8 protein-coding genes are annotated in these 15289 nt (G+C 60.2%); 3 read left to right on the top strand and 5 right to left on the bottom strand.

Annotation, left to right across the window (positions count from 1 at the left end; genetic code table 11):
• Positions 1–435 precede the first annotated feature (435 nt).
• From H7687_RS13680 to H7687_RS13690, 3 genes are all read left to right on the top strand, one after another.
• Positions 436–1245 carry a DUF3108 domain-containing protein gene (locus H7687_RS13680; protein WP_183348299.1) on the top strand — a complete coding sequence of 270 codons (810 nt, stop codon included), beginning with the start codon at positions 436–438 and terminating at the stop codon, positions 1243–1245.
• Positions 1246–1363: 118 nt separating this feature from the next.
• Positions 1364–3148 carry a tetratricopeptide repeat protein gene (locus tag H7687_RS13685; protein WP_183348301.1) on the top strand — a complete coding sequence of 595 codons (1785 nt, stop codon included), beginning with the start codon at positions 1364–1366 and terminating at the stop codon, positions 3146–3148.
• 193 nt (positions 3149–3341) lie between these two features.
• On the top strand, positions 3342–4043 hold the full coding sequence (locus tag H7687_RS13690) for a hypothetical protein (protein ID WP_183348303.1): 702 nt from the start codon (positions 3342–3344) through the stop codon (positions 4041–4043).
• Between the two features lie 392 nt (positions 4044–4435).
• Here H7687_RS13690 and H7687_RS13695 read toward each other — a convergent pair whose 3' ends face one another.
• The 5 genes from H7687_RS13695 to H7687_RS13715 form a co-directional block, all read right to left on the bottom strand.
• Entirely contained in the window at positions 4436–8890 is a 4455-nt protein-coding gene (locus H7687_RS13695; protein ID WP_183348305.1) for a hypothetical protein, read from the bottom strand.
• Positions 8891–8984: 94 nt separating this feature from the next.
• A complete protein-coding gene (locus H7687_RS13700; RefSeq protein ID WP_183348307.1) occupies positions 8985–9863 on the bottom strand; it encodes a cytochrome C in 879 nt (292 codons plus the stop codon).
• 542 nt (positions 9864–10405) lie between these two features.
• Positions 10406–12238, bottom strand: coding sequence for a cytochrome c3 family protein (locus tag H7687_RS13705; protein WP_183348309.1), 1833 nt, complete (start codon positions 12236–12238; stop codon positions 10406–10408).
• Entirely contained in the window at positions 12239–13318 is a 1080-nt protein-coding gene (locus H7687_RS13710; protein WP_183348311.1) for an SMP-30/gluconolactonase/LRE family protein, read from the bottom strand.
• Positions 13318–15288, bottom strand: coding sequence for a hypothetical protein (locus H7687_RS13715; protein ID WP_183348313.1), 1971 nt, complete (start codon positions 15286–15288; stop codon positions 13318–13320). The genes H7687_RS13710 and H7687_RS13715 overlap by 1 nt, the downstream gene beginning before the upstream one ends.
• Position 15289 lies beyond the last annotated feature (1 nt).

The raw sequence follows: 15289 nt of genomic DNA on the forward strand, positions 1-15289 counted from the left end.
ACATCTATGAGTATTCATCTGCCAGAACCGTACCCGTTAAAGAGCGTCATACATAAGCTGGGCATTCCTTGCCTCCCTTTGCGCCTGATTTCGCTGCTTTGTGTAACTGTTATTAGAAGCTGTTACGCAAAGAACGCTGAGTATCCGCGAGGCACGGGAAGAAAGATTTTGGGGTTAAACCTCAAGCGGGAATTTCTTGGCGCCCATCGCGCCTACTTTCCGTGCTTTGCGTAACTGCTTCCAAAAAACCGTTCCTAAAGCTGTTGCGCAAAGAACGCCGAGTATCCGCAAAGTACGGGAAGAAAGATTAGGGGGTAAACCTCAAGCAAGGAATTTCTTGGCGCCCTTCGCGCCTACTTTCCGTGCTTTGCGTAACTGCTTCTAAATGCTTTTCACTCTTTAAATGTCTCCTCCTTATGTGTTAGATTAGCCGCTATGAAAAAGTCAGCCTATACACTGTTATTGCTCCTCTTCATTCTGTGTGCCGCCAGCCCGGGTGCTCACGCCACGTCTATCCCGGAGACCCTGAACTACCAGTTGACCTGGACCGGGGTCAAAATCGGCACCTCTACTCTTTCTACGTCCAGCGCAGGCAGCAGCGTTGAAATCACCTCCAGGGTAAAATCCGAGGCATGGTCGGCGCCATTCTACAAGGTCGACGACCTGGAGACGAGCAAGCTCGAGAGGGTGGGGAAGGGGTTTGCACTGCACAGCTACAAGATGAAGCTTCGGGAGGGGCGCAACGACTGGTACCGTGCCGCCAGCGTGAACCGGAAAAGCAAGAGGTTCGAATTCGTCAACCTGAGGTCGTTTGAAAAGTCCTCGGCAAAACTGGTGGAGCCGGCCTGGGACCCGGTCTCTTCACTGTTCTACCTGCGCCAGCTGCCGCTCACCGTGGGCAGGAGCGTCGAAGTCAACGTCCTCGACAAGGGAAAACTGAACCGGGTCAAGGTGAGCGTGCTGCGGCGCGAAACGGTCCAGACGCCGGCAGGGACCTTCAAGACCATAGTGATCTCGCCCAACATGGACATCGAGAGTGAAGGCCTTTTCTACGCACGCGGTCCCTTGACCATCTGGCTCACCGACGACGCCAGGAAGGTCCCGGTCATCATCGAGAAAAGGATCAGCGATCTCTTCCGCGAGGGCATCCCCGGCTACCTGCAGCAGTTCACGCCGGAAAGCGTAAGAAACAACATCCCCAAGATGGAAACGATCCGGGCCGTGCTGGTCGGCGGCAATTACTGAAATGGCACCGCATACCGGGCGGCGCGGCCACCGAGCCTGCGCCGCCTTTTTATCGTTCTAGGATTTACTTTTTTGTGATAGATTACGGGCCATTCTGCCGTCCACGAAAGGTAACCCGATGTCGAACAAATCTGTCTGGTCCCGCCTTCCCCTGCACCTGTTTCTTATCGCAGCCGTCGGAGTGATCGCCTACAGCAATTCGTTTCATGTCCCTTTCATCTTCGATGATGAGGGCTCCATCACGAGCAACAACGTCATCAAGGATCTGCACCGTTTCTTGTATGACGATGGCTACCTTCACAACCCCCGCCGCTTCCTGGGCTACCTCACCGTGGCTCTCAACTACCGCTTCGGCGCCCTTGACGTAACGGGCTACCATGTGGTGAACCTCGCCATCCACATCGGCACGGGTGTCCTCACCTACCTGCTGGCGCGGCTTACCCTCTCCACGCCGACCCTGCGCCGGGACGGTGACGACACCGGTACATCATGGTTCATTCCGCTCTTTGCAGCACTGCTCTTTGTGGCGCACCCGGTGCAGACCCAGGCGGTCACCTACGTGATCCAACGTCTGGCATCGCTGGCTACCCTGTTCTTCGTCGCTTCCATTGCCAGTTATGCCAAGGCCCGCCTGCTTCAGGATGAGAGCAGCAGGCCCTTCGCCGTCAAACCGATCTGTTTCTATGTGCTGGCACTTGCAACCGCAGGCTGCGCCATGAAGACCAAGGAAATCGCCTTCACCCTCCCCTTCGTCGTGGTACTCTACGAGTTTCTGTTCTTCCGGATGACGGCCGCCAAGAAGATCCTTTTCCTGCTGCCGGTAGCCCTCACCGTGCTGATCGTCCCGCTGAGCCTGCTAGGCACCAACAAGCCGATCGGCCAGTTGATCTCCGACGTGACTGCAGTGACCCGCGTCGACAGCGAACTGTCACGTCTGGACTACCTTTTCACGCAGTTCCCTGTCATCGCCACCTACCTGCGCCTGCTCGTTTTGCCGGTAGGTCAGAACCTCGATTACGATTTCCCGGTGTACCATTCGCTGGCCAGCGTGCCGGTCCTCGGCTCGCTTTTGCTGCTGATGGCGCTCTTTGGTGCCGCCCTGCTGCTCTGGTACCGCTCCCGCGACACCCGGACCGCACCCGAATTCAGACTCATCGCCTTCGGCATACTCTGGTTCTTCATCACCATTTCGGTTGAATCGAGTGTCATTCCGATCGCCGACGTCATCTTCGAGCACCGCGTTTATCTACCATCGGTGGGAGCCTTCATCGCGCTGGCGGCGGTATTCTCCATCTGCTTCAAAGGCGCAGTCTCACGTACCGCTGTTGCGACGGCAGGGATCGTGGTCCTCGCATTGACGGCAACCTCCTTTGCGCGCAACCAGGTGTGGGGCAGCGAGCTGAGCCTGTGGGGGGACGCGGTACGGAAATCGCCGCAGAAGGCCCGGCCGCACTACAACCTGGCGCTTGCCCTGGAAAAAGCCGGCCGCCTGGACGAGTCTCTGCAGCAGGCGCTCATCGCAACCCGCCTTTCTCCCAAGGAGGCCAATCCGTACAACCTGATCGGCACCATTTTCGGGAAGAAAGGGGACTACGACCGGGCCATCGCCGCGCTGTCACAGGCGGTAAAGCTTGACCCCGCCCTTGCCGAGGCGCAGGTGAACCTGGGAGATGCCTACCGCCTGAAAAGGATGCTGCCGCAAGCGATGGAACAGTACCAGGCCGCCATGAAGCAGCGGCCCACCGACGCCAGCATCTACCACAAGATAGGGATCACGTTCGCACTGCAACAGAATCTCCCCAAGGCCGCCGTGTTCTTTCAATGTGCGGCAAGCCTGGACCCGTCGACTCCGCAGTACCGCCTGGACCTGATGCGTGCGCAGGCAGGTGCCCAGGCTAAATAAAAAACCTGATTCACAGGGATAAAAGGGATAAAAGGGATGAATGAAGCGGCATTAGGCTTTTGTTGTACTCAAAGACTTTTTGCCGTTATCCCTTGTATCCCCTTTATCCCTGTTAAACGATTTTAGATTTTTTCCTTTAGACGGGAACTTCCTTCCCGGGAAAGCAGCAACACCTGAAAAGGAGCAAAAGACTATGTGGCATCATCTGAAACCGTTGGCACTTTGTGCAGCAACCCTCACTCTCGCCGCAGGATGCGCCCACACCACCGGCAAGGCACCTGAAGCCGCCCCGGTAACGCCCGCCGAACCGGCCCCCGCGGTCAAGGAAGCCCCGGCCGCCCCCTCCGTCAACATCAACAACGGGACCGTCACCGAGGTGATCCAGGCGGGCAGATACAGCTATGTCAACGTCGATAGCGGCAGCGCCAAGACCTGGTTCGCCGTCCCGACCGCGGACCTGAAAGTCGGGCAGCAGGTCGAGGTGAAACCGGGCATGCCGGTGACCAACTACCTCGCCAAAAGCCTGAACCGCACCTTCGACACCATTTACTTCAGTGATGAGCTGGTGATCAAGGAAGTGGTCAAGCCGGCGACTCCGGCCAAGAAGCTTCCTTCATGGCATTCGCCGCTCACCCCCACAGCCAAGACCACTGGCAGCGTGAGCGTGTCAGGCAAGGTCCTCGAGGTCATCAATGGTGGGGATTACAGCTATGCGCGCGTGGACCAGGGCGAGACCGATATCTGGGTCGCCGTCCCTGCCGGCGACAAGGTCGAGCAGGGACAGGTCGTGAAGTTCCTTTCCGGCTCCCTGGTCAAGAACTTCGGCAGCGCGGCGCTGAACCGCAACTTCGACAAGGTCATCTTCTCCGGCGGCGTCGACAAGCAAGGCAAATAGTTCTTCCAACTCAAAGCCCCCTCCCTAGCACGGGCGGGGGCTTTTCTTTTTTCCTCTTCTTTATTTCCCTTCTCATACTTGGTCCCAGCTTAACCTGACTGCCTAGCCCCCTCTCCCTCCGGGAGAGGGTTGGGGTGAGGGGGCTGTCGTGGCACGCTCGCCTTCAGCGTCAACGCCCTCACCCGACCTTCGGGCACCCTCTCCCAAAGGGAGAGGGAACCTGGGGCAATTTCAAACAATCAACGCATCGGCAGAAAGAGTGTTAGCTGGGGCTGTTTCAGATTTTCACCCGTACGACCACCTGCAGCGTAGGTCCCTATTCAACAATAAAAAAACCCCGCCTCTTTCGAGGCGGGGCAAGGTATTTCATTCAATCGAACTGCTAACTGTTACTACGGACGCTCGAGGGTGTTCCAAGCACCGGTGGTGCGGCTGTAGCCAGCCAGGTACTTGAAGTCTTCCGTGGTCTCTGCAGAAGTAGCCAGAGCACCCTTGACGTACTTGACCGAGTCGTATGCGATCGCGGTTGCGCCGGTCGACATGTTGATGGTCTTGTCGTCGAGGAAGTCGATGGTGTCGTACAGCAGCCTGCGAGCGTAGGTTCTGGCGTGGACGTAAGCAGCCGGATCACGGTTCAGCAGGTTGATGTTGAAGCAAGCACCCATCAGCTTCTCTGCCTCTGCAGCATTCAGCTGGCCACCGCGGGTCCAGTCCTTCACGGCGCTGTTACCATTGCGAGCGTCGTAGAAGTAGGGGTAAGCGGAAGCGTTGTAGGTGATGCCGTAGTTAGCGGACAGTTTTGCCAGTGCCAGGGCAATGGCCTCTTTGAACGGTACAGCCTGCTCCTCAATGAAGACTTCTTTGAAGTTGTCGACGGTGAGGGTGGTGGTGCCTTCTGCGCTGTGGCAGTTCACGCAGACCTCGGTGAAGGCGACAGCGCCGATCTCGAGCTCGTGGTTGCCTTTAGCATAGTGGCAGGTTGCGCACGGACCATCGGAATCCAGGAAGCCCGGGACGAACTTGGCAACGTTGTGGCTGTCGCCGTTGATCGCCGGGGTACCCAGTTTGCGGTGGGTGGAGGTAAGGAGACCGCCGTCCTCGTTGGAGGTCAGGGACTTACCGTAGGTGCTGGTGCCGATCACGGTGTTCGGATCGATGAAGTTGGTGTAACCGCTCTTCGCGTACATCAGGCCGGCAGCTGCCATGTAATGGGAGTTGACGAAGCTGACGTTGGTGAAGGTGTTGCCAGCGGTGGTGAGGGCGGTGATGGACTCACCGGACTTCTGGCCACCGTGGCAGGTGATGCAGACGTTGGATGCGCCGACGTTCGGGTAAACGGCAGGAGCGCCCTTGAAGTTGTAGTCTGCGGTGGTAACGGCACCCGGGTTGCGGAGCGCACCGGTTTCAGCAGAGGTGTGGCAGCCCCAGCAGTACAGTACTTCGTTCTGCGGGGAGACTTTCGCGGAGGTCCAACCGGACAGGTGCGAGAAGTCGTTGTTGGCCGCGTTGTAGGTGGCCGGGTTGGTCAGGTAGTTAGCCGAACCGGTTGCGGTGTGGCACTTCTGGCAGGACTTGCGGTCAGAAGCGGTGCCGGTGGAATCATCCCAGTTGTAGTGCTCCCAAGCCATGCCGGTTGCGGAGGTGACGCCTGCGCCCATAACTGCTGCGTTGGTGGTGGTGGTCCTGGAACGAGTTGCGTTAGCAGTGGTCCAGGCGGTGAACTTCGCCTTAAGGATCTTGCCAGCATGGCCGGAAGCTGCCCATTCGGTCTGAACAGTGCCCACGCCTTTGGTGGTGCTGACGCCATCCGGGGTTTCAAGAGCATTAGCGGAGTTGGTGTAGAACTCGTGGCCGTGGCAGTCGGTGCAAGCGGTCGGGCTGTTGAACCGGACGTTATAGCCCTCGATGGTGGTACCTGCTGCGGTGGTGCCGGTCGCCGGGAGGTCATAGTGGGTGGAGGCGATGTTGCGGTACCAGTCTTTGTTGTGCTGCTGCATTGCAACGGTCGCCTGGCCGTTAACGGTGAGGCCGGAAGCCATGATGTCGCCGTTAGCGTTGGTCAGGTTGTGGCAGGAGGTGCAGAGTTTGTACTCTTTGGAAGCAGCTGCCACGGTGTCTTTCGGCTGCGGAGCCCAAGCTACGTCGCGAACGGTGCCGTGCTGATCGTGGCAAGCCGCGCAGGAGACGTTCTGGGAACCGTTGTAAGAGGCGCTGTACACGCCGGCCGGGTTCTGGTTGGTTGCCAGGAAGGCAGCGTAGCCTTCAGAAGTGTGGCAACGACCGCAGGTGCCGGAGTGGGTGGAGGTTTCCATGGCGTGCTTGCCGCTCTGTACCAGGGTAGCCTTGGTAGCGTGGCAGGAAGCGCAAGCCGGGGTCTCGACGTACTCGGCAGCTTTGGCTGCGTCGGCGGCGGAAACAGCGGTGGAAGCAGCGAGGGTAGCAGCTGCGGAACCGTTGAGGGAGCCGTCATCGAGGTAGTCAATGGTGTCGTTCAGGACCGTCTTGGCGAAGGTCGGGTTGTGAGCGAATGCAGCGCGATCCCATACGGAGAGGAGCTGCCAGTTGTACCATGCGCCGTAAGCTTTCTTGGCGGTTGCATCGTCAGCGGCAACACCGGCTGCCTTGTTGAAGCGGCCGAAGCGGACGTTGGCGCGCTCGGTCTCCAGCGGGCTGGAGGTGGTGCGCAGCCCGTCCATCTTGGAGCGGATGAGGGCGTCGAGGACGGCAAGGCCTGCCTCGTACTCAGCCTTCTTCTCTTCCACGTCGGTTGCGCCGAACGGAGCAGCGTGGCAGGACTGGCACACTGCGGTGTAGCCAACCGGCTCGAGGGAGTGGTCAGCGCCGTCTTTGCTGTAGTGGCAGCCGACGCAGGGGCCCTGGGTGTCGGAAGCGCCGTTCTTCACAGCAGCGTGGCCGTTAGTACCAGCATACTCGCCGCTGTTGAAGTTGAATGCGCCTTTGCCGATGAAGCTCTGGCCCATGTTGGCGGCGTGCTGGTAGTAGCCGGTCTGAATTGTGGTGTAGTTCTTCAGATCAGCCTTAGCACGGTCGATGACTGCTACGAACACGTCGTCGGTGGACCGGCCGGAGTGGCACGGGATGCAGATCGAGGAGTTCTTCATGCCCGGGAAGGCAACCTGGATCTTGGTTTTGCCGACCGGTACTGCGGAGCCAGCGGAGCTGAACAGCGCGAAGTAGCCCTGTGCAAGGGTCTGGCCGTTGCCAGCCGGGGTTGCGTTGAGACGCAGGCCGCCGGTAGCGAGGTCGTTGTGGCAAGCAACGCAGACGAGCACGTTGTTGGCCTGGCCGGTAACCGGAGTCAGACGAGCTGCCAGAGCCGGGTCGTCGCCGAGCAGCTTCACGAAGCCGCCAGCGGTGTGGCAGCGGTCGCAGTTGCCGTTCTGACGGGTGCCGTTGTTGGTGCGGCCGGACCAGTCGTAGTGAACGAAGGCGTTGAGAGCAGCGTTGGAGGTCTTGCCGTGGCCGGACTCGGCGAAGGAGACGTTCTGCGGGGTCTCGCCGTGGGTAGCGTGGCAGTCGTCGCAGGTAGCGCCCTGGGTTACGTACTGGGTCTGCGCCTGGCCGTCAGCGGAAGCGCCGGCAGACGGGGTAGCAATACCGAATACGTGTGCGGTGGCGATAGCCGGATCGAAGTAGCCGAAGAAGGTGGCCGGGTTGTGCTGGCCGCCGGTGTGGCAACGGGTGCAGGTGTTGTTGGGTGCTACCGCGGTGATGTGGCTCACGGTGGAGTGGCACTTCGCGCAGTAGTTTTTACCAACGGTACCAGCGGAGGAGTTGAGCACCTTGAAGGTGTCAGCCTCGACGGTAGTGGTGTTCACCGGGGTCGGCATAGCGCCGTCGGTGTGGCAGGAGATGCAGGTGATGCCTGCAGTCTCATGCTTCGAGGAGGACCATTTAGTGAACGCGGTGCTCGGCAGGACGCCGTTGGTCATGTTGTGGCAGCCGTCGCAGACATTCTTCATGTAGGCAACGGTGTCGGCGGTGGCAACAACCTCGACGGTGTCGCTCAGGCCAACCAGACCTTCAGTAGCCTTGAACACGTAGGTACCGGCAACGGTCGGGGTGAAGCTCGGCATTGCGGTGGTCCAGCTGCTGGTGTCAACGACTGCGCCTTCCGGAGCGCTTACCACGCTCCAGGAGATGGTATCGCCGGCGGAGATGCTGCCGCGGATGGTGGTAGCTGCACCCAGCGCGACAACCTTGTCGGCACCAGCGGATACGGCAACAGAGCCGTAGGTGGCGGTGACGGTCTGCGGAGCCACGACGTTGGACAGGGTAATCTTGACCGGCTTGGCATACGGCAAGTCTACCGGGGTGCCAGTGGCCGCGTCGGTAACCACGGCGCCGGCGGTAACGCTGCTCAGCACGGAGGTCGCGGTGGACGGGTTGGACGAGAAGATGATCTTCCCGCCGTAGGGCACCTTGGCGGAAGTCGGGGTGATGGTGCCCGAACCGGAAACTGCACCGGTTACGACGCTCTGCTTGATGGTGAAGCTAGCCGTTACGCTCTGCAGCAGGCCACCGGATTTATCCATGGTGGTGTCGAAGACCTGCGTATCGGTGATGGTCTGGGCTACGGTACCCTTTTTGACGGAGCTGATTTCGTAGCCGGTGTTGGCGGTGATATGTACCGGGATAAGTGCAGAGGTGGTGAAGTTGTAGTAGCCGACCTTACCGGCGACGGTCTGGGTCGCCTTGTCGCGTACTGTGAGCTCACCACCCGTAGTGTTCAGCTTAGCCTGCAGCTGCCAGTTGGTCGCCGCGTAAGCCCAGCCTGCGGCGACTACTGCCAGACAGCCTGCAGCAGCCATTGTCTTTTTGAACATGGGGGTCCCCTTTTTAGATTAAAAGACTCACTGTTTCCGTAAGTAACTAAATAGGGGGGAAGGAGCGCACGCCCCTCCCCCCCTGTTTGCAAAATTACTTAATGTGGCAGGAGAGGCAGATCAGAGACTTGTTCTCTTTAGCATAGAGGAAGTAGTTCGGAGCCTTGGTAGCGTCGTCGGTGTAAGCGTCCTGAATAGCGTTCTCTTTGTTGTGTACCTCGTGGCAGGTAGCGCAGGTCATGTAGGTACCCTGGAACAGGGTGTCTTTGATCGGCTTGAAGCCGGTGTCGGTCGGCTGGCCGCGGAGAACTTCGTTGTAGACGCCCTGGCCGGCGATCGGCTGGTTGGCGACGGTGGACACCACGTTGATGCCGGTTGCGAAGCCGTAGTCGGAGGGAACGATCTCAGCAGCGCCGCCAGCGGTAGCGGAGCCGTTGCCAGCCGCGGCGTTACGTGCGGTAGCAGCAGCGTTGTAGTCGAAGCCGATCGGGTGGGTGTTGCTCAGGTCGTTGGTCAGCTTGGCGCGGTTGGCAACGGTGGTGCCGCCAGCCTGAGCCATGGTGCCGTCGAGGCCGCCGTGCTGGTCGATGGCGATAGCGCCGTCGTGGCAGCTCATGCACAGACGGGAAGGTCCGATGAGCGGGTCGGTGATGACGGTAGCAACGTTGATGTCAGCAACGCCGAAGGTGGCGTTAGCCGGGGTAGCCCAGGTGTAGCCGGTGTACTTGGTCGGGTCAACGAGGGTGTGGTTCCACAGCGGGTAGTTGGTTGCGCCCAGGTCGTCTTTGATAGCATGGTGAGGAGCATGGCAGAATACGCACACGCGGCCTGCTTTGTCCTGGTTAGCAGAGGCGATCCCGTTCATGTCGTGCAGGGAGCCGTTGACACCGGTACCGGCCTGGTAGCCTGCAAATGCTGCACCTGCTGCAGCCAGACACCCAACAGCAACTACACTAGCGATTACTTTTTTCATTTCTTCTCTCCTTTTTTGGTTTTACTACCATAGAAATTTAGGACAGCGATGATCTCACTAGAGCAACATGCGTACCCGCTTTGCCAATATGACGATTTTTTTTCTCGGACCACTCGGCCGGCTACAAAAAGTGATCGAAATCACACCGCTTTTACCTCCCCCTCTCGAACGGCCAAAACTGCCTTCCCGCATCGAAGCCGGTGCCAGCCACTCCGTCTTCCGGCTATATCACGGACGTACTCGTTGCCATTTAACCGCACCGCCCCCGGCTGGCTGCTCCGCAACTCCCCCCCGATTGCGGTTAGTTGTCCCCACTGCGCACGCCCCCCTGTCCGCCGAGGTAACGGCCTATCTGCCGCGGTGACGGCGGGAGCAGCGCGCGCGGCTGGCCATACCTTGGTGATTTTTCACGATTTTCACGACATTGCGCAGCATTGCGGAGTACCGGCCCGCTATATGACGTTAAAAAACGCGAAGTGGCTGGGGATCGAACGGCAAACGGCCGGACCTGGGGTCCGGCCGTTTCAGATGCGGCGGGGAGACTAACGGGAGAGCAGCTTGGGGCGGAGCAGCTTGGGAGTCACACTCCCGCTGGGGGAATAGTTGTGCAGGTTGCCGGCCACGGTGTGGCAGTTCACGGTGCAGTTGCCCTGGCCCACGCCAGCGGAAACATATACTGGAGTGGAGACCACGCCCCCGGCGGCGTAGTTGCGGTCGAAGTTGATGAGGTGCGCGTTGTTGGTGGGCGTCGCCAGCATCTTCCAGGAAACGCCGTGCGGGTCATGACAGGCAAAGCAGGGAATCTGCCGGTCGCGCACGTGCCTGCTGTGCTCATTGACACCGCCATTGCTGAAGGCGCTCCCGGAGTCCATCACGAAGGGCTCGTAGTGGCAACGGAAACAAAGGGAGTACTGGCTGGCGTTGTAGGCAATCCTGGGATCGGTAACACGCGGCATGTAGTACTGCGCCAGCAGGATATGTTCGTACTGGGAGCCGTGGGGTCCGTCCGGGCCCGCCCCGCCGGCCTTGCGGCTCTGGCTGGAGCCGTGGCAGTCGCTGCAGTAGATCCGGGTCATGGTGGGTTGATAGGTGGCCAGCAGGCTCGCCCCGTTGCTGCGGCGGTCGGCGGTCACCGGATGAAAGGACGGGTTCTGCAGATCGAACCGGTTCTCCTGGTTGGGCTCGGCGATGACTCGGTTGGGCATGGTCTGGGTGATGCCGGCAAAACGGGAGGCCTTGTCGCCGGCATGGCAGCGGAAGCAGACCTGGTACTCGGCGGTGGCGACGTTGCCGACGGTGTCTATCCTTACCCCCCTGAGCCTGCCGTCGATCTGCGGCGGCGAGGCGAGAGGCGCGTTGGCGGAGTTGGCCTGGTGCGGGTTGTGGCAGTCCACGCACTGGACGTGATAGGTTTCGGCCGGGAGCACCTCGTTTTCATCGTGCACCGGATCGCTCACCAGGTCATCCACGGGGTGGCGGTACGGACTTGCGGTCACGAGGGCCTTCATGTTCTGCGAGGAGGTGTCGTTGCCGTTGTGGCAGCTGCCCAGGCAGGTGTCGGACTGTTTGGTGCCGCGCAGCAGGCGGACCGCCCAGGGGGCATTGTGCGCGGCATGGCAACTGAGACAGCCTGCAGCAAGGCTTTCCACCAGGGTACTGTTATGACTCGAGCTGTCCCAGTTGACCGGCTGGTGGCAGGCGGTGCACAACGGGGATCCCGCCACGAAGTTGGGGCGGTTGGGATCCCCGTTGTTCATCACCAGGAAGTTGCCGTACTGGTTGTCGTGCGGGTCATGACAGGTGGTGCACTCGACGTTGACACCCCCCTCGAGTCTCATCTCGGCGGGCAGCGCCTGCGGCGACACCAGGTGGCTCTTGACACCGAGGGCCTGCGTGTAGCCGAAAGAAATCGGATGGTCATCGGAGAGATCGGTACTGAGATTGGGGTTGTTGAACCCCTGCTCGGTCGGAATCGGCGCGCTGCCGATGTTCTTGCTGCCCGCGTACCGGTTCAGCGCGATGGTGCCGTCATGACAACTCAGACAGAGCTTGGACGCCCCCGTGGGGCGATCCGGCTTGGGCTCAGCGGCCAGCGTGGAGGAGCGGTAGGGAATATATTCGGTCCCTTCGGGAGAAAGGGAACGGCTCCACAGGGGGGTGCCCGCGGTTGCGTTATGAGGCACGTGACAGAAGACGCAGACCCTCTGCTCGCCGGCAACGGTTACACCGGGCTGTCCGGAGGCCCTGCCGCGTCCGCCGTAGATGGAGAGGTTGTGCGGCGAGTCGAACACGCTCAGCTTGGCGTGCAGCGGCGTGCTCAGGACCAGAAGCAATAGAGTGAAGAGAAAGGTTTTCCCGACCAGCATGGACTTCATCTATTTGCCTCCGAGTTCGTCCGGCTGTCCCAGCCTGTGTTCATCATCGTAATCTTCATCATCTTCCTCGATGGGAAGCAACCGCAGCACCTGGACGCGGCGGTTGTAGGTGTCCGTCACGAACAGGAACTCTCCGGAGATGGCGATGCCGGACGGCATCCAGAACTGGCCGTTGGCGGTGCCGGTCCCGCCTATGCCGAAGAGATAGTTGCCCTGGGCGTCGAAGACCTTGACGATGTCGGTCATGGCGTCGCACAGGAAAATCCTCCCCAGCCCGTCGACGGCGACCCCCTTGGGCTTGCTCAGTTCGGAGTTGGCGTCGCCCATCTCACCTATTTCATATACCTGGACTCCCTCCGGCGTAAAAGCCCTGACCTTGTAGTTGAGCGGATCGGTGACGAAGACCTGTCCCTTGGGGTCGACGGCGAGGTCGGTGGGATGGTTCAACAGTTGACGCGCGGGGTTCGCGTTACTGAAGCGGACTTTCTGCAGCCCCTTCATATCGACCCCCACCACATCGTTGGCGCCGGTCTCGGTGATGTACAGCAGATTGTTGGTCTTGTTGTAGGCGATACCGGTGGGGCGGTCGATGGCACGCACGAAGGTCGACAGGGTATCGCTGGAAAGATCGTAGCGGTAAACCGCGTCGGACACCGAGTCGGTGATGTAGAGACCGTTCCCGCCGTCGCGCGCCAGGCCGATGGGCGAGCGCAGCACCGCATCGCCCTGGCTGCGGATCATGCTGTACACGGAGCGCTTGGTATCCATCATATGCACGACCCCGGCGCCGGGATCGGCTATGAAGAGGCGGCCGTCGTCGTAGAGTACGCCGTAGGGCTTGACGATACGCTGGGTGCTGGCCCCGGTGAGCAACTCCAGGGCGCGCTTCCAGAATCCCTTGGCTATGCCGGCGTCCTCGGGAGAAACCACGCTCTTCACCCATTCCACCCGGGGCGTCAACGGCTTTTCCGGCCATTGCAGGCTCACCGTCTTCTGGGTCTGCAAAAACTGCGAGGAAGACGAGCACCCGGCAACAAGGCACAGGACCCCCAAAACCAGCACCACGCGTAGCACCCGCATCAGAAGTTCCTCGTTATCTGGAGATTGACGTCCGTATCCCTGGTGGTGGGCCCGGACGAGAAATAGTACCTGGTCCCGGCCGTGAGCGAGAACGACAGGCTGTTGAAGCTGCCATCCAGGGATGTCCGCACTCCGACGACATCGGTTACGGTGTTGCCCGTACGAGTGTCGCTGAGGTTGCACATCAAGGCGGCGCGCAATTGCTGGAACAGGCTCTGACTGTACGTGGCGCTCGCGGAGAAGATGTTTTGATCATACCCGCTTTGCGCGCTGGTCGCGGCATGCATGCTGTAGGTATCCCTGGCGGAGACACGGACGTGGTCGCGCCCCCCGAGATAGGAGTCGTAGGTCCACGCGGCCCCGACATGGGAAACTTCCTCGCTGGTGGTGGTTACCTTGCCGTACTCGAGGGAATATGTGTTGGTTTCGTAGCGTGCTATGCCGGATACCGTGACAGACGTGGTGCTGTTCAGGGCACTTGTGGCAGCGTCACCGGAAATCCTGTGCTCGCTGCTGGTGGCATAGTTGGCGGCAAAGGAATAGCGCCCGCCGAGAAGCGCCAGCAGAGCCTGGTAGTTTTGCGTGTCGGTGGTGTAGTCGACGTTCTTGTTCACCCCCACCTGGTAGCTGACCAGGATAGCGACGGTGGCGGTGGGGTCCATGGCGCGCAGTATCTGTATCCTGCCGGTGGTGTAGTCGACATGATAGTCGGTCTCGGCGACCCACACGATGGTGGCGCCAAACTCATCGACGCTTGTTATCTTGACGTCGCCGACCAGCTTTCCGTCCTGGGTCAGGGTAACCGTGTCCCCCTGACGCACGGTATGCGGCTCGTCCAGCACTTTGGGAAGCAGGGTATCGGCAAAGTCCTGGTGCGTGACCGACTTGGCGACGCTGCCGCGCAGCGACAACTGGCCCTGCGCCGGCAGCTGTTTGCGATAGGCAAGCGTGGCGGTCCCGTTGACCACGTCCTGCCCTCCGCCCAGGGCGTAGGTCTTGCCATAGGAGGCGCCGACGCTCGTGTTAAGGCTCTGGTACAGGCTGTGCGCCAGCCCGGCGGAGAAGTTGGTGCTTTGAATGGTCTGCTTCTTACCCTGAAAATCCTGCGTGGAACTGTAGTTGTAATCGCTGCTGAGCGACGTTGCCAGCGCCTTGCCGAGCTGCCCCGAAAACGAGCCGGACACGAAACCGATGCGCTGCTGTACGGTCTCGGCCGTCGACTGGAACAGCATATCGGAAAGAGAAGCCTTGGTAATGAGGCGATACTTTTTGGCCGCGTCCAGGTCGATGGTGTTGTTCTGCGTCGCTGAGTAGACCCGGCTCTCGGTGCCGGCGGCGCTGCTGGTGGAAAAGTTGACGGTACCGTCGGACAGGTACCAGCCACCGTTGTGGTGCACGCTGAGCCCGCCGCTGTTGGTATCGGTGGTGGTGTCGTTGGTCAGCCCGCGGGTCGTGACCGTGGAGTTGGTCAGGTACATGTACACCGGGAAGCTTCGGTGCAACAGCGACGCGCTGAACTTGTTGAAGGTACGGTCGACGCTGTAGCTCGGCAGGTAGCCGGTGGAGATGGTGGAACTGCTGCGGACGGAGGAGAGTTGCATGGGATGGTAACTCTGCCTGAATCCGCGCCCCATGATGTTGTAGCTGTAATCCAGCAGCGAAGCGTTGCTGTTGCCCAGGCGCTGCTGGTAGGAAACGCCTCCTGACAGGTCGACCAGGACAACATCGGGATCGAGTATGGCGAGGTCGGTGGAGATGCCGTACCTTTCCGCGAGATTTTGGCTCGAGGTGGAAACTTTGCCTGCCGAGTGGGCGGTGTAGCCATAGGAGACCGATGCCGACTGGTAGACGTCACCCACGCTGAACAGGCTTCGATGGAACACTACCTCTTCGTTGACCGCCTCCGCAAAGACCTCAGGGCAGTTGCAGGTAGCAGCGATGAGCCCCAGCAGGGCCATTTTTCTTCGCATA

The organism is Geomonas paludis, assembly GCF_014193585.1.
GTDB classification, from domain to species: domain Bacteria; phylum Desulfobacterota; class Desulfuromonadia; order Geobacterales; family Geobacteraceae; genus Geomonas; species Geomonas paludis.